This is a genomic window from Sorangium sp. So ce119 (genome assembly GCF_051524405.1).
In the GTDB taxonomy this organism is placed as follows: Bacteria; Myxococcota_A; Polyangia; order Polyangiales; family Polyangiaceae; genus Sorangium; species Sorangium cellulosum_G.
Window position 1 is genome coordinate 5,263,518 of the sequence record NZ_CP150310.1, and the last position, 20,906, is coordinate 5,284,423.

Annotated in this window: 14 protein-coding genes; 11 read left to right on the forward strand and 3 right to left on the reverse strand. The window is 70.0% G+C overall.

What is annotated here, in order from left to right; translation table 11 throughout:
* Window positions 1–353: 353 nt before the first annotated feature.
* Complete coding sequence (locus tag WME76_RS19745) at window positions 354–536, reverse strand: hypothetical protein (protein ID WP_104982642.1); 183 nt, start codon at window positions 534–536, stop codon at window positions 354–356.
* A 249-nt stretch (window positions 537–785) separates the two neighbouring features.
* Between WME76_RS19745 and WME76_RS19750 the strand changes: the two genes are divergently transcribed.
* The 9 genes from WME76_RS19750 to WME76_RS19790 all read left to right on the forward strand — a co-directional run bounded on the left by WME76_RS19750 (window position 786) and on the right by WME76_RS19790 (window position 12,465).
* Window positions 786–2,204, forward strand: a complete 1,419-nt coding sequence (locus tag WME76_RS19750; protein WP_437961626.1) for a DUF4350 domain-containing protein — start codon at window positions 786–788, stop codon at window positions 2,202–2,204.
* Window positions 2,201–3,178 (forward strand): AAA family ATPase, encoded by a 978-nt coding sequence (locus tag WME76_RS19755; protein ID WP_437961627.1) that lies wholly within the window; start codon window positions 2,201–2,203, stop codon window positions 3,176–3,178. Before WME76_RS19750 ends, WME76_RS19755 begins: the two co-directional genes overlap by 4 nt.
* 8 nt (window positions 3,179–3,186) lie before the next feature.
* On the forward strand, window positions 3,187–4,863 hold the full coding sequence (locus tag WME76_RS19760; RefSeq protein ID WP_437961628.1) for a DUF58 domain-containing protein: 1,677 nt from the start codon (window positions 3,187–3,189) through the stop codon (window positions 4,861–4,863).
* An 8-nt stretch (window positions 4,864–4,871) separates the two neighbouring features.
* Window positions 4,872–5,702 (forward strand): 16S rRNA (adenine(1518)-N(6)/adenine(1519)-N(6))-dimethyltransferase RsmA, encoded by an 831-nt coding sequence (gene rsmA, locus WME76_RS19765; RefSeq protein WP_437961629.1) that lies wholly within the window; start codon window positions 4,872–4,874, stop codon window positions 5,700–5,702.
* A 145-nt stretch (window positions 5,703–5,847) separates the two neighbouring features.
* Window positions 5,848–7,272, forward strand: coding sequence for a F0F1 ATP synthase subunit beta (gene atpD, locus WME76_RS19770; RefSeq protein ID WP_437961630.1), 1,425 nt, complete (start codon window positions 5,848–5,850; stop codon window positions 7,270–7,272).
* Between the two features lie 7 nt (window positions 7,273–7,279).
* A complete protein-coding gene (gene atpC / locus WME76_RS19775) occupies window positions 7,280–7,837 on the forward strand; it encodes an ATP synthase F1 subunit epsilon (RefSeq protein WP_437961631.1) in 558 nt (185 codons plus the stop codon).
* A 199-nt stretch (window positions 7,838–8,036) separates the two neighbouring features.
* Window positions 8,037–9,986, forward strand: a complete 1,950-nt coding sequence (dnaG, locus tag WME76_RS19780; RefSeq protein WP_437961632.1) for a DNA primase — start codon at window positions 8,037–8,039, stop codon at window positions 9,984–9,986.
* Between the two features lie 118 nt (window positions 9,987–10,104).
* Window positions 10,105–12,024 (forward strand): RNA polymerase sigma factor RpoD, encoded by a 1,920-nt coding sequence (gene rpoD, locus WME76_RS19785; RefSeq protein WP_061618644.1) that lies wholly within the window; start codon window positions 10,105–10,107, stop codon window positions 12,022–12,024.
* 120 nt (window positions 12,025–12,144) lie between these two features.
* Window positions 12,145–12,465, forward strand: a complete 321-nt coding sequence (locus WME76_RS19790; RefSeq protein WP_437961633.1) for a hypothetical protein — start codon at window positions 12,145–12,147, stop codon at window positions 12,463–12,465.
* A 52-nt stretch (window positions 12,466–12,517) separates the two neighbouring features.
* Here the strand turns inward: WME76_RS19790 and WME76_RS19795 are convergent, their stop codons facing one another.
* Window positions 12,518–13,297 (reverse strand): rhomboid family intramembrane serine protease, encoded by a 780-nt coding sequence (locus WME76_RS19795; RefSeq protein WP_437961634.1) that lies wholly within the window; start codon window positions 13,295–13,297, stop codon window positions 12,518–12,520.
* A gap of 229 nt (window positions 13,298–13,526) precedes the next feature.
* Window positions 13,527–16,178 (reverse strand): outer membrane protein assembly factor BamA, encoded by a 2,652-nt coding sequence (gene bamA / locus WME76_RS19800; protein WP_437961635.1) that lies wholly within the window; start codon window positions 16,176–16,178, stop codon window positions 13,527–13,529.
* A gap of 308 nt (window positions 16,179–16,486) precedes the next feature.
* Between bamA and WME76_RS19805 the strand changes: the two genes are divergently transcribed.
* On the forward strand, window positions 16,487–18,889 hold the full coding sequence (locus WME76_RS19805) for a DNA gyrase/topoisomerase IV subunit A (protein WP_437961636.1): 2,403 nt from the start codon (window positions 16,487–16,489) through the stop codon (window positions 18,887–18,889).
* A gap of 1 nt (window position 18,890) precedes the next feature.
* Window positions 18,891–20,828 (forward strand): DNA gyrase/topoisomerase IV subunit B, encoded by a 1,938-nt coding sequence (locus WME76_RS19810; RefSeq protein WP_437961637.1) that lies wholly within the window; start codon window positions 18,891–18,893, stop codon window positions 20,826–20,828.
* Window positions 20,829–20,906: the final 78 nt, after the last annotated feature.

Below are 20,906 nucleotides of genomic sequence, written 5' to 3' on the forward strand. Positions count from 1 at the left end.
AGTGCCCGGCGCCAGAAGTGGGGGCGCAACCTAGGCGAAGATCCCGCCGGTGGTCAACCCCGCACAAGCGTGGCGAGCCCTGCGAAGGGCAACTTTTTCCCCCTCCCGCATGCGCATGCCCCGCTCGTGCCCGCGTCGTCTCGTTGTGACCGGCCGTTCCGACCAGACGAGCTTCGCTGAACCCTGGTACAGGCGGGTGACCGAGCTCAGCAAACGCACGGGAGGATGCTCGGCGCCGAAAAATTTGGGAGTTGCGGGGAAAGCGGAGAGCGTTCGGGGGGACCGCTCAGGGGAACCGCTCGGCTGGCGTTCCCGCGGGAATCAGAGAAGGGGCCTGCGTGCTACACGTGGCGTCAGCCCAGGTCGAGGATGATGACGCCCCGGTTGGGATCGTCCTCTTCCGCGTCCGGAAGACGACGAGGTGCGGGGTAGCGTTCGATCGGCAGCTCAAGGCGCGGTCGAATTTCTTCTCTTCTGGACCGATCCTTCTCTTCTTCGCGCTGCCGTATTTGCTCGATGATGAACGGAGGAAGCATCGACTAACCCCTCCACCTCGTAGAGTACTCGGCTGAATTGGTGGAACGAGGTCTGGGAGAAAGCACCCCGCTCTTAGAAGCGAATCTAGCAATGTGGGATGGCGGGTCAAGGTTATCGCTCGGGCCGACGGTGGTATGTTCGCGGCGCTCATGACGCGGCACGGCGCGTGGCCTACGCACGCATCCTTCGAGTTTCACTGGGATGATCGGCGTCCGCAGGTGCGCCGGCGGGCGACATGCCGCTCCCTCGTGGTCGCGCTGGCCGCGCTGATGGCGCTGCTTGCGCCCGCCCGAGCAGCGGCCGCTGCCTTCGACGTCAACGACCCGAGCTGGGAGGGTTGCTCGGAGTTTCTCGAGATCGCGCGCGCGGAGCTCGGGGTCGCCAGGGTCCACGCCGTCGCTGTGCTCGACTGGAGCCAGGTCGGCCCGGAGGACGGAATCCTCGTGCTCCACCCGCTGCAGGCGCTCGACGCGGACGACACCACCTCGTTCATGAAGGCCGGCGGGCGGCTCGCGATCGTCGACGACTTCGGCCGCGGCGACGACACGCTCCGGCGGTTCCAGATCGAGCGCATCCCGACGCCAGCCCGGCCGGTCGCCGCGCTCCGGAACCGCCCCGCCCTCGCCGTCGCGGAGCCGGTCGTCGACGTCGTCGGCGGCCACGCCATCGGCCCGCACCCCGTCGTCAGCCATGTGCAGCGGCTCGTGACGAACCACGCGACCGGCCTGAGGCACCCGAACCTCTCGCCCGTGCTGCGGATCCGCGCCGTCAGCGAGCCCGACGTGATCGTCGCCGTCGCCGGGCAGGTCGGCAAGGGTCGGCTCTTCGCGATGGGCGACCCGTCCGCGCTGATGAACATGATGCTCCGGTATCCGGGTAACCGCGCGTTCGCCTCGGGCCTGACCCGCTACCTCGTCGATGAGGACGGGGCTCAGCCGCGCCGGGGACGGCTCTACATCGTCGCGAACCGCTTCGACGAGGAGAGCTCGTTCGGCGGCGAGACGTCGCTGCGCAAGGACTTCGACGAGCAGCTCAAGACCCTCGCGAGCGCCGTCGAGGACGCCCGCCGGGACGGCCTGCCCGGCGGCGCGCTCCTCGCCCTCGCAGCGCTGGCCGGCCTCGGGCTCGCGCTCTGGACCGCGCGCGCCTCGGCGCGGCCTTACCGGAGCCCCCTCCCTCGATACGCCCGCCCGACGCCGCTCGTCTCGCAGGGCGGCGCCGCTGGGCGCTTCGCCGTGCTCGCGGCCCCGTCGTCACCCCGCGGGCTCGCGTTCCTCGAACTGAAGAGCGCGCTGTTCGAGGCCCTGTCCGTGCGCTTCGGCCTCGAGGCCAACCCGGCGCAGGAGACGGTCACGCGGCTCGTGGCCCGAGAGGGATCTCTTGACGAGCGCGCCCTCTCGGCATTCAAGGAGGTCCTGGGCACCATGTACCGAGTCGAAGCGTCCGTCGTCGCCGGCAAGCCGGCGAACGTGTCCAGGCCCGCGCTCTTGCACGCCGCCGACGTCGTGCGGAAGGTCCTCGCCGCCTGCGGCGCCGACGGCCGGAAGCCGCCGCGGGGGCCTCATCCCGGCGCGCCCGAAGGCCGCCCGGCGGCGCCGCCGGAGGCGCGGCCCTCGCAGGGCGACGCGAAGCTCGCACCACCACCCTCTGACAAAGGCGCTCGATGAACCAGGTTCAAGCCGTCGCCGTCGATGAAATCTCCGCTGCCAAGGAGCGGATCGAGGCGGTCCGGCGGGAGATCACGCGCGTTTACATCGGATCGTCGCGCGCGATCGATCTGATGCTCACCGCCCTGCTCGCGCAGGGGCACGTGCTGCTGGAAGGCGTCCCTGGCGTCGCAAAGACCACGCTGGTCAAGGCGTTCGCGGCCGCGCTGGGCGCGTCCGTGCGGCGGATCCAGTTCACGCCCGACCTCCTGCCGGCCGACATCACGGGGACGTACGTCCTGTCGCCCAAGGAGGGGACGTTCACGCTGCGCCCTGGTCCGATCTTCGCGAACCTCGTGCTCGCCGACGAGATCAACCGCGCCCCGGCGAAGACCCAGTCCGCCCTGCTCGAGGCCATGCAGGAGCGGCAGGTGACGATCGAGGGCGATCGCTTCGAGCTGCCGTCGCCCTTCATGGTGCTCGCGACGCAGAACCCGATCGATCTCGAGGGGACCTACCCGCTGCCGGAGGCGCAGATCGACAGGTTCCTCATCCGGGTGAGCCTCGGGTACCCGCAGCACAAGGACGAGGTGGCGATGCTCCGCGCGCACAACGTCGAGCCGCCGCGCGCGCGGGCGACGCTCGCCGTCCAGGACCTCCTCATGCTCCAGGGCGTCGCGCGGCGGATCCACGTCGAGGAGGATCTGTACGAGTACGCGGTGAACCTCACGGCGTTCACGCGCACGCATCCCCGCGTCCTGCTCGGCGCCTCCCCGCGAGCCACGCTCGCGCTCATCCAGGCGGCGAAGGCGGCGGCGGTGATCGGCGGGCGCCCGTTCGTGACGCCGGACGACGTGCGCGGCATGGCGCCCGCGACGCTCGCGCACCGCCTGGTGCTCGTGCCCGAGGCCGACGTGGACCCGAAGGCGCGCGACGCGATCGTCGAGGAGGCGGTCCAGCGCGTGGGCTACCGGCGCGCTGCGCGGCCGGCGTAGGTCGCCCCATGCAGCTCTACCCCACGCGCACCGCCGCCCACCTGGCCATCGCCGGCGTCGCGGTCATGGGCGCCGGGCTCATCGCGCGGGAGCCGGCGATCGTCGGCTGGGGCGGGGCGATCCTGGTCGCGATCGCGCTCGCCCGCGGCGTGACGCTGGTGTCGGTGGCGCGCATCCGCGCGGCCGGGTTCGAGATGCTCTGGGGCGGCTCGAAGCGGGTCCTGCGGTCCGCGCGGGGCGGCACCGTGGAGATCGAGGCGGAGGTGCGGAACCGCGACACGCTCGCGGCGCGCTACGTGAAGCTGCGCGCGATCGCCTCGTCGCAGCTCGACGTGCGCATCGAGCCGAACCGCGGGGAGGTCTCCGCCTCGGGACGGCTCAAGGTGAAGGTCGTCGTGCGGACGCCGCGCGTCGGCCAGCACGGGCTCCACGGGCTCGCGCTCGAGGTGCACGGCGCACCGGGCCTCTTCGAGGTGCCGCTCACCTTCGCGAACCCGTACGGGATCGAGGTGCTCCCGCGGCCCTTCATGGCGTACCTGACGCAGCCGCGCGGAGGGCGGAGCCACCTCCTCGCGGCCTCGGGCAGGCCCGGCCGCGTGCGCGGCGAGGGAGATGATCTGCGCGAGCTGCGAGAGCACCAGCCGGGGGACCCGTTCCGGAAGATCGCGTGGAAGGCGAGCGCGCGCCGGGGCACGCTGCTCGTGAGGGAGTTCGAGCGCGAGGAGCGCGACGTGGTCTGGATCCTGGTCGACGCGGCCGTGGATCTCTGGGCGGGCCCGCTCGGCCGCGCCCCGCTCGACCTCATGATCGACGAGGCCTCGGCCATCGCCACGAGGCACCTCGGGCGCGGCGATCGCGTCGGGCTCATCATCCTCGCCCCTGGCCCGCGCGTGACGATCTCGCCCGACCACGGCCCCGGGCACGGCCAGAAGATCGCGCACGCGCTCACGGTCGGGTGCGGAACGTATGACGCGGATCGGAGCGAGCTCGACGAGGCGGACGTCGCGGCGCGCGTCCTCGAGCACCTCAGGCCGCTCGACGCGCGCGGCCTCGACGACCTGCGCCGCGGCGACCTCGACCGGCTGGCCGCCCGCGCCGAGTCGATGCGGCCGCGCGCGCCGTTCTCGGCGCCGGCGCCGCTCGGGCGCTCGCAGCGCGAGCGCACCCTGCGCCGCTACCTCGCCAGTTATGGCATCGAATCGCCCGCGCGGTCCGAGACGGATCGGCGTGATCCGGCCGTGACGATCGCGGAGTCGCTCACGCACGTCGCGCGCACCAAGCCGCGGGCGAGCATGGTCTACGTCCTCGCGCCGCCCCCCGCCGACGCGCAGCTCGGCCGGCTCTCGGAGGCGGTGCGGCGGCTCTCGCGGAAGGCCGTCCAGGTGATGTGGACGCTCCCCGAGCTCGAGCCGGGGCTCAGCCCTCCGTGGGAGGCGCCGCGACCGCCGGAGGGCGACGGAGACGAGGAGCAGCGGGCGCTCACGCCGGCCGACAAGGCCTTCCAGGAGCTCGCGCCGATCGCGGCGGAGGCCGTGCTCATCCGCGCGCGGGTGGCGCAAACCCGCCGTGAAGCTGTGCTCCGCAAGGCGGGCGTGCGCGTGGTACGGCTTCGCGCGACGACCGCCGCCGCCCCGAGCGCGACCGCGGCCGCGCCCCACGACGGGCCCCCCCCACCTCAGACCTAGGACGAGCGATGTCCATCTCCGAGCTCCTGCGCGCGCGCGGGCTCTCTCCGAAGAAAGGGTTCGGTCAGAACTTCCTCGTTGATGTCGAGGCGGCGCGCCGGATCGCCGAGGCGGCCACCACGCCCACGGGCGGCGCGGTGGTCGAGATCGGGGCGGGGCTCGGCGCGCTCACGCGGCCGCTCCTCGACCGCGCCGCGCACGTCGTCGCGATCGAGCGCGACCGCGACCTCGTCCCGATCCTCCGCGAGCAGCTCGCTGGCCCGATCGAGGAAGGCCGGCTGACGCTGCTCGAGGCCGACGCCGCGCAGGTCGACTGGGTCGCCTCGCTCGCCGGGAAGCCGCCCCCGCGCGCGGTGGCCGGCAACCTCCCGTACCAGCTCACGGGCCGGCTCCTCGAGCAGGCGACCACGATCGCGCACGAGATCGACCGCGCGGTGTTCATGGTGCAGCTCGAGGTCGCCGAGCGCCTCACCGCCGCCCCTGGCACCGGCGACTACGGCGCGCTCTCGGTCTTCGTGCAGGCCGCGTTCGACGTGCGCCGCCTCCTGGTCGCGCGCGCGGGCGCGTTCTATCCGAGGCCCGAGGTCGACTCGGCCGTCGTCGTCCTGACGCCGTGGCGCCCGCGGCGCGCCGAGGAGACGGACGCCTTCCGCGCCGCGGTGCGCGCCGCCTTCTCGGCCCGCCGCAAGACGCTCCGCAACGCCTGGAGGAACCTCTACGGCTGGTCGCCCGAGGAGCTCGAACGCCGCGCGAAGGACGCCGGTATCTCGCTCGACGCGCGCGGCGAGACGCTCAGCGTGGAGGCGTTCGCGCGGATCGCCGCCGCCAAGGGCCGCTGACCGCGGTCCCGCGCGAGCGCCGACGCCGCCCCCGCGCGGGCGTTCTCTTGCGGGAGCGGGCCTCGGAACCCCTAGTCGGACGCGCAGGTCCGTGCTAGTGCGCCGCCCGACTCGTCAAAGCTCGTACGAGGAGGGCTCCCGCTCCATGGTTGTTGGAAAGATCACTCAGGTCATCGGACCGGTTGTCGACGTCGATTTTCCGTCGGGCCAGCTGCCCAGGATTCTGAACGCGCTCAAGTTGAGCAACCCGAGCATCTCGGCTGAGCCTGACAACCTCGTGCTCGAGGTCGCCCAGCACCTCGGCGAGTCGACGGTGCGCACCATCGCGATGGACTCCACCGATGGCCTCGTGCGCGGCATGGAAGTCCGCGACACCGGCAAGCCGATCATGGTGCCGGTGGGCAACGAGTGCCTCGGCCGGATCCTGAACGTCGTCGGCGTGCCGATCGACGAGGCCGGCCCCGTGCACGCCAAGAAGCTGGCGCCGATCCACAGGGAGCCTCCCCCGTTCATCGAGCAGTCGACCAAGGTCGAGGTCTTCGAGACGGGCATCAAGGTCATCGACCTGATCGCCCCCTACCGCAAGGGCGGCAAGATCGGCCTCTTCGGCGGCGCCGGCGTCGGCAAGACGGTGCTCATCCTGGAGCTCATCAACAACGTCGCGAAGGCGCACGGCGGCGTGTCCGTCTTCGCCGGCGTCGGTGAGCGGACGCGCGAGGGCAACGACCTCTTCCTCGAGATGAGCGAGTCGAAGCTCGCGGACGGCAGCCCTGTCATCTCCAAGGCCGCGCTGATCTACGGCCAGATGAACGAGCCCCCGGGGGCCCGCGCCCGCGTCGCGCTCTCGGCGCTCGCCGTGGCCGAGCACTTCCGCGACGAGGAGGGCCAGGACGTGCTCCTGTTCGTCGACAACATCTTCCGGTTCACCCAGGCGGGCTCCGAGGTGAGCGCGCTCCTCGGGCGTATTCCGAGCGCCGTCGGCTATCAGCCGACCCTCTCGACGGAGATGGGCGCCTTCCAGGAGCGCATCACCTCGACGACCAAGGGCTCCGTCACCAGCGTGCAGGCGATCTACGTCCCTGCGGACGACCTGACCGATCCCGCCCCGGCCACGGCGTTCGCCCACCTCGACGCCACCACCGTGCTGTCGCGCGCGATCTCGGAGCTCGGCATCTACCCGGCCGTCGATCCGCTCGACTCGAACTCGACGATGCTCGATCCCCAGATCGTCGGCGAGAAACACTACTCCGTCGCGCGGCGCGTGCAGCAGACGCTGCAGCGCTACAAGGACCTCCAGGACATCATCGCCATCCTCGGCATGGACGAGCTCAGCGAGGACGACAAGCTCGTCGTGTCGCGCGCCCGCAAGATGCAGAAGTTCCTGTCGCAGCCGTTCTTCGTCGCGGCCCAGTTCACCGGACTCGAGGGCAAGCTCGTGGCGCTCAAGGACACGATCGCGGGGTTCGAGGAGATCCTCGACGGCAAGCTCGACCATGTCGCCGAGCAGGACTTCTACATGGTGGGCGGCATCGACGAGGTGAAGGCTCGGGCCTCGCAGAAGGCGGCTTGAAGAAGCCATGGCCGAAACAATCCTCCTCGAAATCGTGACGCCGACCGGCGTCGCGCTGCGCGAGCAGGTCACGGACGTGACCGCGCCGAGCGTCGCCGGCGAATTCGGCGTGCTCCCGGGGCACCTCCCGCTGCTCGCCGCCCTCCGGACCGGCCTCGTGACCTACCATCAGAACGGCCAGGAGCACCGCCTGGCCGTCCATCACGGCTTCGTCGAGGTCGCCAACGACACCGCGCTGCTGCTCACCGAGCGCTTCGCGAAAAAGGACGATGTCGACGTCGTGAGGGTGCGCCTCCGGCTCAAGGAGGTCGACGCTGAGCTCGACCACTGGCAGGGCGACCTGACTGATCCGCGCCGCCGCGAGCTCATCGAAGAGGAGCAGTGGCTCGCAACCGAGCTCGAGCTCATCGGTGATCCGCCGCCGCCGATGGTCCGCGAGGACACGCGGTTCCTCGCCGACCACGCCGAGGCGCCCTCTGTCGAAGAGATGGTCGAGGCTTCCCACCCCGACGAGAGCCTCACAGACCACAAGAAGCCCGGGTCTCCGTTCCCCGATCCGAAGTGACGTACCTGGCGGCAACCGCCTTGCGCGTGCGGCCGCCGCACAGGACACTGCTCTTCACACTGGCCGCGGAGGTCTGGGGAATTTCCCGCTTCGCGAGCTGCCCGCACCGCCCAGGCGCTGGCGCGAACGCCGCCACGCCGTTCGGGTTCACCCGTGACGATCTGCGGGCCCCGCGCGCACGGGGCCCTCAAGGCAGCCCATGATCTCTCCGGAGACGATCGCGCTCGTGAAAGAGCGCACGGATCTCGTAGCGCTCATCGGCGAAAGCGTGCGCCTCACGCGCCGCGGACACTCCTTCACCGGGCTCTGCCCCTTCCACAAGGAAAAGACGCCGAGCTTCCACGTGAACCCGAACCGCGGGTTCTATCACTGCTTCGGCTGCAAGGAGACCGGCAGCGCCATCGACTTCGTGATGAAGCTCGAAGGCCGGACGTTCGCCGAGGCGGTGCGCGCGCTCGCCGAGCGCGCCGGCGTCGAGGTGGCGGACGCGATGACCGAGGCCGAGCGACGCGAGGCGCACGCGGCGCGCAAGTCGAAGGACGACCTCTACGCCGTCAACCACCTCGCCGCGACGTTCTTCGAGCACAGCCTCCGCGGCGGTCCTGGCACCAGCGCGCACCCGCTCGCGCGCTACGCCCACGAAGAGCTCCAGCGTCGCGGTCTGCCCCTCCGCGACGGCGATGGATCCGTCGACCCGATCTCCGACGCCCTCCAGGCGTTCCGCATCGGCTACGCCCCGTTCGGCTGGGACGGGCTCGCCAACTTCCTGCGGCAACAAGGCGTCTCCCCGGTCCTCGGCGAGCGCGTAGGGCTCCTCGTGCCGCGCTCGTCGGGGAGCGGCCACTACGACCGCTTCCGGCACCGGCTCATGTTCGCCGTGACCGACGTGATGGGCCGCGTGATCGCGTTCAGCGGGCGCGCGCTGCCGGATCCGAGCCCCGCGGAGCTCTCGTCGCTCGGCCTCACCGGCCCTGCGCCGCAGGCCGACAGCGCGCCGGCGAAGTACATCAACAGCCCCGAATCGCCGATCTACACGAAGGGCGAGCACCTCTTCGGCCTGTACCAGGCGCGCCAGGCGATCCGGCGGCACGGCGAGGCGATCCTCGTGGAGGGCAACTTCGACGTCGTCGCGCTGCACGCGCGCGGCATCGGCCAGGCGATCGCGCCGCTCGGCACCGCGTTCACGCCCGCACAGGCGAAGCTCATCAAGCGGTTCGCGCCCGCGGTCGTCCTGCTCTTCGACGGCGACGCGGCCGGCAAGAAGGCCACGCGCGCGGCGCGCGCCCCCTGCCGCGAGGCGGGGCTCAGCGCCCGCGTCGCCGTGCTGCCCGCCGGCCTCGATCCCGACGACCTCGCGCGCAAGCACGGCCCCGACGCGGTCGCGCGCATCCTCAAGGGGGCGCGCGGCCTGCTCGAGCACCTCATCGACGAGGCGCTCGACGGCGACAGCTTCGGCGGTTCTTCGCTCCCCGAGCAGTTCGCCCGCGTGCGCGCCGTGACCTCGCTGCTCGCGGAGGAGGACGACCCCAACCTCCGCATGATGGCGAAGCTCTACGCCGACCGCGTCTCCTCGAAGCTCGTGATCGGCGGTCGCTCGCCCGACGACCTCCGGCAGCTCGAGCGCGTCGTCGAGGAGTCGCTCTCCCGACCGCGAAGCCAGCCCGCCCGCGAGGTGACCCCCTCCGGACAGTCGACCGAGACCTGGGAGAACGCCCGGTCGCGCGCGCAGATCCAGGAGATCAGCCTCGAGATCCTGGGGTCGGTCCTCGATTTCCCCGAGCTCCTGGCCGACGACGAGGTGCAGGCCGCGCTGGAATGCCTGGAAGGCGACGTCGCTCTTGCAATTGTCACAGCGCGTCAAAATTTCACATTTGAAATGGGACTTGCCGCCGGCGAATTTCTTGCGCAAGTCCCGGCTCCGATCCATTCATTCGCGGCTGGACGGCTGGTCTCGCCTGTCTTCGAAGCGGCCTCAACGGCCAAGGCGACGCTCTTGGAAAACTCGAAAAAGTTGAGCAGGCAAGCCCTGGCGCGACAGAAGGCCGCCGTGATGAGCCAGCTTCAGAAGAGCACGGTGGACGCCGATGCTGAAAACGCTTTGCTGCGTGAGCTATTCCAGCGGAGAGCGGGGGGGCTCGGTCTTCCTTGATGCGTTCCGGGTCGCTCCGACGTGGCGCCCCGAGGTGCGTGATCCCTAAAGTTTGTCGGAATCATTTGGTGTCTTGTCGGTCGCGGCGAGCTGATCGCCGTAAGTGGAGCATGAGGTAATGGCGAGCAAGGCCAAGCAATCTTCCGGTCGGGCAGGCGGGGTCGCGAGGGCGGCGGGGGGCGGCGCGCTGAACGGCGCGCGGCACGCTTCGACACGCGGGCACGCTGAGGCAGGGGCACGCCCAAGCAACAAAGGAGACGCGGGCATCCGAGCCGAGCGGTCAGAGAAGGACCGGAAGACGCTGGAAAAACTCGTAGAGACCGGCAAGAGCAAAGGCTTCCTCACCTATGACGAGGTGAATGACGCGCTCCCCGCGGACGTCGCGCCCGATCAGCTCGACGACGTGGTGGGGGCCCTCGGCGACGAGGACATCGAGATCGTCGACGGCGCGACCCAGGTGAAGATCGCGCCGAAGCGCATCGCGGACGAGGAGGCGGGCGAGAAGAAGCTCGTCGTCACGCCCGACCGCGAGGAAGAGGACGTCGACTACTACTCGAAGTCGAACGATCCCGTCCGGATGTACCTTCGCAAGATGGGCAGCGTCTCGCTGCTCACCCGCGAGGGCGAGGTCGAGATCGCGAAGCGGATCGAGATCGGCGAGCAGAAGGTCAACGCTGCCATCCTCGATTCGCCCATCGCCGTCCGCGAGATCATCGATCTCGGCGAGAAGCTCCGGAAGCACAAGATCCGGGTGAAGGAGCTCATCAAGGACGCCGAGAACGACGACCAGGAGTTCGATGAGGAGGAGGCCGATCGGCGCATCATCCGCCTCATCGACAAGGTGAAGCGCGTCGACAAGAAGAAGGCAGAGCTCCTCGAGGAGCGCAAGGACGTGAAGACGGAGGTCCGCCGCAAGCAGATCGACGTCGAGGTGACGCAGGCGACGGCCGAGCTCGTGACGACGCTCGAGGAGATGCGCCTCAACAAGCGGACGATCGACAAGATCGTCCAGAAGCTGAAGAGCCTCATCTCGAAGGTCGAGAAGGCGGAGGCCGGCGCGACGGAGCTGGAGCGGCGCACGGGGCTCTCGAAGGGCGAGCTGAAGCGCGAGCTCATCAAGGTGAAGGGCAACCGCGCCCTCGAGGGGCGACTCGCCAGGAAGCTCAACGTCAACCGCGAAGAGCTCAATGACTTCGAGTCGACCATCAAGAACGCCCAGAAGGGCCTCAAGAAGGTCGAGGAAGAGCTCAACATCGACGTCGCGGCGATCCGCGAGACCTACGAGAACATCCGCGAAGGCGAGCGGATGGCGGAGCGCGCCAAGGCGGAGCTGGTCGAGGCGAACCTCCGCCTCGTGGTCTCCATCGCGAAGAAGTACACGAACCGCGGCCTCCAGTTCCTGGACCTCATCCAGGAAGGGAACATCGGCCTCATGAAGGCCGTCGACAAGTTCGAGTACAAGCGCGGCTACAAGTTCTCGACGTACGCGACGTGGTGGATCAGGCAGGCGATCACCCGCGCGATCGCGGACCAGGCGCGGACGATCCGCATCCCGGTCCACATGATCGAGACGATCAACAAGCTGATCCGCACCTCGCGCTACCTCGTGCAGGAGTACGGCCGCGAGCCGACCCCCGAGGAGATCGCCGAGAAGATGGAGCTCCCGCTCGACAAGGTGCGGAAGGTCCTGAAGATCGCGAAGGAGCCGATCTCGCTCGAGACCCCCATCGGCGAGGAGGAGGACTCGCATCTCGGCGACTTCATCGAGGACAAGAGCGTGATCTCGCCCGCTGAGGCCGTGATCAACATGAACCTCGCCGAGCAGACCCGTAAGGTCCTGAAGACGCTGACCCCGCGCGAGGAGAAGGTGCTCCGGATGCGCTTCGGCATCGGCGAGAAGAGCGACCACACGCTCGAAGAGGTCGGCCAGGACTTCGAGGTCACCCGCGAGCGCATCCGCCAGATCGAGGCGAAGGCGCTCCGCAAGCTCCGGCATCCCAGCCGGTCGAAGCAGCTCAAGAGCTTCATCGACAGCTAGCCCGTGGGCTGTCCTGCTCGGCGACCGAAGGCAGCCCCTGCGCGCAGGCCGCGCTGCCGTCCTCTGCCCTGCGAGCCGCGCGCTCGCGGGGGGAGGAGCTCGCTTTTCGAGCGGCGCGCCGTGGTCGTGGCCCTCCTCGTGGTCGCGGGCGCGCTCCTCGGCGCCGGGTGCAAGAAGACCATGTCCGAGGACGACTGCCGCACGGTCGGCGAGGCCATGCGCGCCGCCTGGGCGGCAGAGGTGAAGCGGGTCGGGCCCCCGGATCCGCAGGTCTCGGGGAAAGCCTCGGTGGTGCTCGCGAGCGAGGGCGAGCGGCTCTCGTCGGAGTGGACGTCGGACTGCAGGCGGGAGCTCGCCGGGAGCGAGGTGGACCCGGGCGAGATCGACTGCCTCACGCGCGCGAAGACGCTCGAAGAGCTCCGCCGGTGCGGCGCGCCGTGATGAACGCCTGCAGGCGCGCCCGAGGGGCGCGCTGCTGCGGCTCAGCGCAGGCTCAGTTCAGGTAGCGCTTGTCCTTCGGGTCTTTCTGACCGCCGGGGATGACCCGGAGCGGGACGCCGCCGGAGCGGCCGCGCGCCGCGGGGACGCGGCGGAGCGCGGCGGACTGCGCCTGGAGCTGGCGGAAGCGCATCCGGAGGTAGAAGCGGCGCAGCGGAGAGTAGTCACCGAACAGGTAGCCCGCGAGCATGCCGCCGAACGGCGTGATCAAGCCCTCGGGGGGCGCGCGCATCGCGATGACGTTGAGCACCGAGATGGCGAAGATGAAGACGAGCAGCATGGTGCCCGTCACGGGGAGGACGAAGAAGAGGCGGACCGTGGCGTGGCGGTGCGCGAGCGCCCACGCGACGGCGACCGCCTCGATCATGCCGAGCCCGCCGTAAAACACGGACTGCGCCACCTTCGGGAACAGCGCGCCGATCGCCACCTGGAGCGCGAACGCGAAGGCCGCGGAGCCGAACAGGAACGCCACCATGCGGCGGGCGCCCCAGCGCTCCTCGAGCGAGGTGCCGAGGAAGTACAGGCCGAGGAGCGTCGTGACGAAGTGCCAGGGGTCGCTCGGGCTGTGGACGAGCGGCGCGGTGAGCAGCCGCCACACCTGGCCGTGGAGCACCCGGTCGCTGATGCCGAGGAACGGCTCCAGGACTCCTTCCCCGGCGCCTCCCCAGTTCAGACCCAGGGTGAACATCACCCAGATACAGCCGATCGCGATCATCATCCCCAGCAGGGCCTTGCCTGGCCTGGGGAACCCCATTGAGCCGTGCTCCGGGCGCATGCTTTCCACCTAACAGCCGCGCCCCCGCCGGGCAACCGCTGCCCCCGCACTTTGCCGCGATGCGCCCCCTGTCAGCGCCCGCGCGCCCCGCCCAACGCCGCCTCACGCCAGCCAGGACGCTCCGGGGCAGGGGCCGCCCGGCAGCCCCCGGCAGGTCGGGGCGGCGCGCCAGCGGCTCGCCCCCTGGTCCCACCTCCCCGGGTTCCCTGCTGCCCCGCAGGGCGGCGGCTCAGAAGAAGTTTCCGATGTTGAACTCGAACTTGTACGTCTCTTCATAGGACAGCCGCTTGAACGGGAAGCCCCACTCGAAGCGCAGCGGTCCGAGCGGCGAGAACCACCGGAGCCCGAACCCCCACGACGTGCGGACGTCGAGGAGGCGCTGGAGCGAGAAGCACGGGTTCGTGACGTCGTTCGGCGAGGCAGGGGCGGCGTTGCAGTAGAGCTTCTCGAGGTTCCAGGCGTTGCCCAGGTCGGTGAAGACGACGCCCTTGATCTGCACGGCCTCGATGAGCGGGAACTCCAGCTCGAGGTTCTGGTAGTACATCAGGTTGCCGCCGATGTTCGCGCCGTTCGCGATCGGCGCAGAGTTCGGATCCAGGGAGTCGCGCAGCGGCAGCCGCGGACCGATGTCCCGGATCTCGAAGCCGCGCACGTCGAGGATACCGCCCAGGAAGAAGCGGGCGAAGATCGGCACGCCCTCCGGGTTGGGGCTCGTCACCATGCCGGCCTCGGTGTTCAGCTTGAGGACCAGGCTGTCCGTGATGGGGTAGTAGAACCGCCCCGTGGCGCGGTACCGCAGGAACTCGTTCTGGCTGCCGAACGCGCTGTGCGCGAGCTCCACCGAGCCCTGCAGGTAAATGCCGGACGTCGGGAAGAGCTGGTTGTTGCGCGTGTCGTAGGTGAGCGCAGGGCGGATGCTGGACGTGATCCCGTCGTTGAAGAGGTTGTAGAGCGGGAGCCGCTGGAACGTGGACCGCGCGTCCGCCGTGCCGAGGCCGGTCGTCGTGGACGACGAGATCTCGTCCTTCTCCAGCGTGTAGGTGAGCTGCGCGCGGAGCTCCGGCTCGATGAGCGGGTATCCGAGCGTGAGCGAGCCGCCCGTGGAGGTCTGCGAGAACTCCTTGTAGGCCCGTAGCTGGTTGTAGACGCTCACCGCCGCGGAGAACGGGCTGTCGAGCAGGTACGGCTCGAAGAAGCGGAGGTCGATGAGCCGCCGCAGCCCCGAGATCTGCGCCTGCAGGGAGAGCGACTGGCCGCTTCCGAGCAGGTTCGCCTGCTGGACCTGCGCCGTCGCGATGAAGCTCTCGACGCTCGAGAAGCCGGCGCCGATCTGGAAGGTGCCCGTCGGCTTCTCGCCGATGTCGACGTTGACGTTGATGTGCTGGGCGTCCTCGCCCTGCTCGGTGGAGATGTCGACCCGCTCGAAGTAGCCGAGCGCGGTGATCCGCTGCTTCGAGCGCTCCAGCTTCGTCTCGCTGAACAGCTTCCGCTCCTCCACCTCCATCTCGCGGCGGATCACCTTGTCCCGCGTCTTCGTGTTGCCGCGGATCTCGATGCGCCCGAAATAAACGAGCTGGTTTCTGCGGATGCCGACGGTGATGTCGACCTCACGACGGTCGGGGTCGAGCTGGGTGTCAGGCGACGCCTCGACGTTGGCGTAGCCGGCGTCGCGGTACAGCGTCTGGATCGCGCTGAGATCCTTGGCCAGCTCGGCGCGGTTGAACCAGTCCCCCGACTTGGCCCGCACCATCTCGCGCAGCGCCCGGCGCCCGCCGAGCGGCTCGATCTCGCGGCCGTCCGCGTCACGCTCGTACACGCGGAGCGAGCGGATGCGGAACCGCGGCCCCTCGTTGATCGTCAGCGTGACCTCGATGCCGGTGCGGTCCGGCGTGAGCATCACCCTGGGCGTCGCGACCTGCACCGCCAGGAAGCCGCGATCGTAGTAGAGCGCGTTGATCACGAGCACGTCGCGCTCGAACGCGTCCTGGCGGAACGGGCCGCCGGTGCCGAAGGCGAAGAAGCCCCCCTGCCCCGTGATCATCACCTCCCGGAGCTCCTCGTCCGGGATGCTGTGGTTGCCGATGAAGGTGATGCGCCGGACCGTGACCGGCGCGTGCTCCTTGATCGTGAACTTGAGGGTGACCTGGTTCTCCCGCTCGGGCTTGACCTCGTAGCTGACCTCCGCGAGGAAGTAGCCCTCCTCGGCGTACTTGTCGCGGAGCTTCTGCACGCCGCGCCGGATCGCCGCGTAGCTCAGGATCGTGCCCGGCTTGACCTCGACCGAGAGCGCCTCGGTGAGATCCTCGCTGTTGATCTCGTTGTTGCCGGAGAACTCGATGGCCTTGATGCTCGGCCGCTCGCGGACGAGCACGCGCAGGCTCACGCCGTCGTCGCGGCGGGTGAGGTCGACCTCGACGTCATCGAACAGGCCGGAGTCCCAGAGCTCGCGTACGTCGCGCGCCAGCCCCTCCGGGGTGAACGGCCTGCCGACCCGCGTCTGCCCCAGGTAGACGAGCACGTCCTCCGTCGAGACCCGCCGGTTGCCGGCGACGGTGACCTGGACGACCGGCTGCCCGCGGGCGAGCTCGGCCTCGGTGGGCGCCAGGTCGATCGTCGGTTCGGCGGCGTCGGCGGCGCCCTGCACAGGTGTACCGGCGGCGCCGGGCTGCGCGCCCCCGGCCGGGCTGGCCGGATCCGGCGGCGCAGCGACGCCGGCCGGAGCGGGAGACGGCGTGGCGCCACCCCCGGGCGGCTGGGCACCCGGAGCACCTCCGGGCGCCTGCGCTGCCGCGAGCCGGGGCGGTAGAGCCACTGCCGCAACGAACACCAGGAAGAGGCCGAGCCAGACGAGCCGCAGCCAGCGGCCGGGGAGGCGAAGCATTGGACGGGTGCCTGTCGCGTACAAGGCGCCACCCCGTAGCCCAGTGCGCCGTGAGTCTCAAGGGCGGACGGTGAAAACAGGGCGTGGCCGACGGGTCGCGCTGCGAACCCGGCGTTCGGGTCGATCTCCGGGCCATCTGACGCTATGCCAGGGCCCGAACGAGCGCAGGCGAGCACTCGCCGCCAGAAATTCCCGCGAGGTAGCCTTGACCGAGCGCGAGGCCCTGGGTAATTGCCGAGGCTCGCCAGCGTTCACCTGAACATCGGAGCACTGCTCAACCGGTGCCCGCGAACTCCCTGGAGTAACGCGTGTCTCGAACCCCCTCCCTTCCGCCCGACGGTGAGGCGCCCCGCAGGGGCCGCCGCGGTGGCCGGCCCGGCGACGACGAGCCGCCGCCGCCCCCGGCGCCCGACACCTCGCTCGCCGACGAAGCGCAGCGCCGGTACCTGAACTACGCGCTCAGCGTCATCACGTCGCGCGCGCTCCCCGACGTGCGCGATGGGCTGAAGCCGGTGCAGCGCCGCATCCTCTACGCGATGCTGCACGACCTGCACCTCGGGCCGGACGCGAAGTTCCGGAAGAGCGCCGCGGTCGTCGGCGACGTGATGGGCAAGTACCACCCGCACGGCGACGTCGCGATCTACGACGCGATGGTCCGGCTCGCGCAGGACTTCGTGATGCGGGCGCCGCTCATCGCGGGCCACGGGAACTTCGGATCCGTGGACGGCGATGCGCCGGCGGCCATGCGCTACACGGAGGCGAAGCTCCGCCCCCTCGCGCTGGAGCTGCTCGGCGAGCTCGGCCAGCGCACCGTGGATTTCCGGCCCAACTACGACGGGACGCGCTTCGAGCCGATCGTCCTGCCGTCGCGCTTCCCCAACCTCCTCGTGAACGGCTCGCAGGGGATCGCGGTCGGGATGGCGACGAGCATCCCGCCGCACAACCTCGGCGAGGTGATCGACGCGTGCGTCGCGCTGATCGAGAGCCGCGAGCTCACGACGCAGAAGCTGCTGTCGTATGTGAAGGGGCCCGACTTCCCGACCGGCGGCCAGCTCCACGCGACGAAGAAGGAGCTCGAGGTCGTCTACACGTCCGGCCAGGGCTCGCTGAAGCTCCGCGGCGAGTGGAAGCTGGAAGAGGGCGACGGCAAGCGCGGCGCCGCGCCGCAGATCGTGATCACCTCGATCCCGTACGGGGTCGAGCGGAAGGCGATCGTCGAGAAGATCGCCGAGGTGATCATCTCGAAGAAGCTGCCGACGCTCGTGGACGTGCGCGACGAGTCCACGGGCGAGGTGCGCATCGTGATGGAGCTCAAGCGCGGCGCCGACGCGCAGCTCGTGATGGCGTACCTCTACAAACAGACGCCGCTCGCGATCAACGTGCAGGTGAACCTCACCTGCCTCGTGCCCACTGACAACGCGGAGGTCGCCGCGCCGCGGCGGCTCGGCCTGCACGAGATCCTGACGAAGTTCCTCGACTTCCGCTACGCGACCGTGACGCGGCGGCTCGAGTTCCAGCTCGGCGAGCTGAGGCGGCGGATCACGATCCTCGAGGGCTTCGAGAAGATCTTCGACGCCCTCGACGAGGTGATCCGGATCATCCGCAAGAGCGAGGGCAAGGCGGACGCGGCCGAGAAGCTGATCAAGCGCTTCACCCTGAACGAGGAGCAGACGGACGCGATCCTCGAGCTCAAGCTCTACCGGCTGGCGCGGCTCGAGATCCTGCTCGTGCAGAAGGACCTCGCCGAGAAGCGCGCCGAGGCGAAGCGGATCGACGGGCTGCTCAAGAGCGACGCGAAGCGCTGGGGGATCGTCCGCGACGAGCTCATCGAGATCAAGGGCTCCTACGGCGAGAAGCGCCGCACCAAGGTGGTCGGCTCGATCGACGAGCCCGAGTACCAGGCCGAGGACTTCATCGTGGCCGAGGACGCGAACGTCATCCTCTCGGCGCAGGGCTGGGTGAAGCGCGTCCGCGAGGTGAGGGATCTCTCCTCGACGCGCGTCCGCGAGGGCGACAGCGTGCTCGCGGCCGTCGCCGGCTCGACGCGGTCGACCGTCGCGTTCTTCTCGAACCTCGGCGCCTGCTACGTGTGCCGCATCCACGACGTCCCGCAGTCGACCGGCTACGGCGACCCCGTGCAGAAGCTGTTCAAGCTGGCCGACGGCGAGCGGCTGATCGCGATGCTCTCCTTCGATCCGCGGGCGCTCGACGTGCCGGCGGCGACCCCGGACGCCGCCGAGCCGGAGCCGCCCTTCGCGCTCGCGATCACGCGCGGGGGCCTGGGCTTCCGGTTCTCGCTGCGCCCGCACCGCGATCCCTCGACGCGCTCCGGGCGCCGCTTCGCCAAGCTGAACGAGGGCGACGAGGTGCTCTTCGTCCACGCCGTGGACGGCGCCGACAGGGTGCTCTGCGCCTCGAGCGACGCGTGGGCGCTCAGCGTGGCCGTGGAGGAGCTCGCGCTGCTCTCCGGCCCGGGCAAGGGCTCGGTCGTGATGCGGGTCGCCGAGGGCGAGCGCCTCGTCGGCGCCGCGCTCGCCCTCGGCCCGCGCGACACGATCACGGTCGAGACGGAGAAGGGCAAGGCGCTCGAGATCGCCGCGAACAAGATCGCCGGCCCGCGCGGAACCCAGGGCGAGCCGGTCGCGCGACGCGACCGCTTCGCCCGCGTGGTGCCGCCGGCCGTCGTCGTACCGACGCTGGAGGTGAGCTGACATGGCCGCCACGAATCCCCCGGTCCGCGCCGCGTCCGGCGCACGTTACACGGCTGCCGACATCGAGGTGCTCGAGGGCCTCGAGCCCGTCCGCAAGCGCCCCGCCATGTACATCGGCGGCACCGATGTCAGGGGCTACCACCACCTGCTCTGGGAGATCGTCGACAACGCCGTCGACGAGGCGATCAACGGCCACGCGAAGCGGATCGAGGTGACGCTCGACGCCGACCTTCAGGGGGTGACCGTGACCGACGACGGGCGCGGCATGCCCGTGGACGTCCACCCCCGGTACAAGCGCCCCGCGCTCGAGCTCATCCTCTGCACGCTGCACGCGGGCGGGAAGTTCGGGAGCGACAACTACAAGGTCTCGGGCGGGCTCCACGGCGTCGGCTCGAGCGTGGTGAACGCGCTCTCCGAGCTCGTCGAGGTCCGCGTGCTGCGCGACGGGTTCGAGCACCAGCAGACGTTCTCGCGCGGCGCGCCCATCAGCAAGCTCAAGAAGGGCGCGCCCACCCGCAAGCACGGCACGAGCATCCACTTCCGGCCGGACCCGGAGATCTTCGGGCAGGGCCGGAAGTTCGACCCCGAGACCATCCGTGAGCGCCTGGAGGCGAAGGCGTACCTGCACGGCGGGCTCGCGATCGCGTTCCGCGATCTCTCGTCCGGCGAGTCGATCGAGCTCCTCCACCCGAACGGCATCGCGGACTTCCTCCCCAAGATGGTCGCCCAGCGCGGCAAGGCGGTGACGCACCCGTCCATCTTCTACGTCGCGCGCGAGGGCGAGATCCGGCTCGAGGCCGCGCTCCAGTGGACCGAGTCGACCGACGACTACGTGAAGTCGTACGTCAACGGCATCCCCACCCACGCGGGCGGCTCGCACGAGTCCGGCTTTGGCGCCGCGATCGTGAAGGCGGTCCGCGCCTTCATGGACGCGAAGAAGATCCAGCCGAAGGGGGTGACGCTGACGGCTGACGACATCCGCGAGGGGATCGTGGGCGTCCTGTCCATCTACATCCAGGAGCCCCAGTTCCAGGGGCAGACGAAGGATCGACTCAACAACCCGGAGGCAGGTCCGGCGGTCGAGGGCATGGTCCGGCCCGCGCTCGAGCAGTGGCTGCTCCACAACGGCACGGCGGGCGAGTCGATCGTGGCCCGCGCGATCCTGGCGGCGCGCGCGAGGGAGGCGCGGCGCGAGGCCACCCAGCAGGTCCTGCGCAAGACGCCCGTGTCGCACCGGCTCAACCTGCCGGGCAAGCTCGCCGACTGCGCCTCGACCGATCCCAGCGAGAGCGAGCTCTTCATCGTCGAGGGAGACAGCGCCGGCGGCTCCGCCAAGCAGGGGCGGGATCGCCGGACCCAGGCGATCCTCCCGCTGCGCGGCAAGGTGCTCAACGCGGAGCAGGCCTCGACCTCGAAGGTGCTCGGCAACAAGGAGCTCCAGGACATCGTGAGCGCGCTGGGCTGCGGCTTCGGAAATGACTTCGACGCCTCCAAGCTGCGCTACGGCAGGATTTTTCTACTCATGGACGCCGACAGCGACGGCCAGCACATCGCGACGCTGCTGCTGACGTTCTTCTACCGGCACCTGCCCGGCCTGCTCCGCGGCGGCCACGTGTTCCTCGCGCAGCCGCCGCTCTACCGGATCGACGTGGGCAAGGAGACGCACTGGGCGCTGGACGACGCAGAGCGCGACCGGATCCTCGCGAAGCTCCCGAAGACAGCCAAGGCGGACATTTCCAGGTTCAAAGGGTTGGGCGAGATGCCCGCGGAGGACCTCAAGGCGACGACGCTCGACATCCGCCGCCGGCGCGCGCTGCGCATCGTGATCGAGGGAGAGATCGAGACCGATCGCATCCTGAACGAGCTGATGGGCAAGGACGCTCAGGCGCGCTTCCGCTTCATCATGGAGCGCGCGCCGAACGCCGAGATCGACGTCTGATCCTCGACGCCTCGATCCCGAGATCGTTGAGACACGCCGCGCGCTCGCCGCATTGGATGCCGAGCCGCGGGCGTTCAT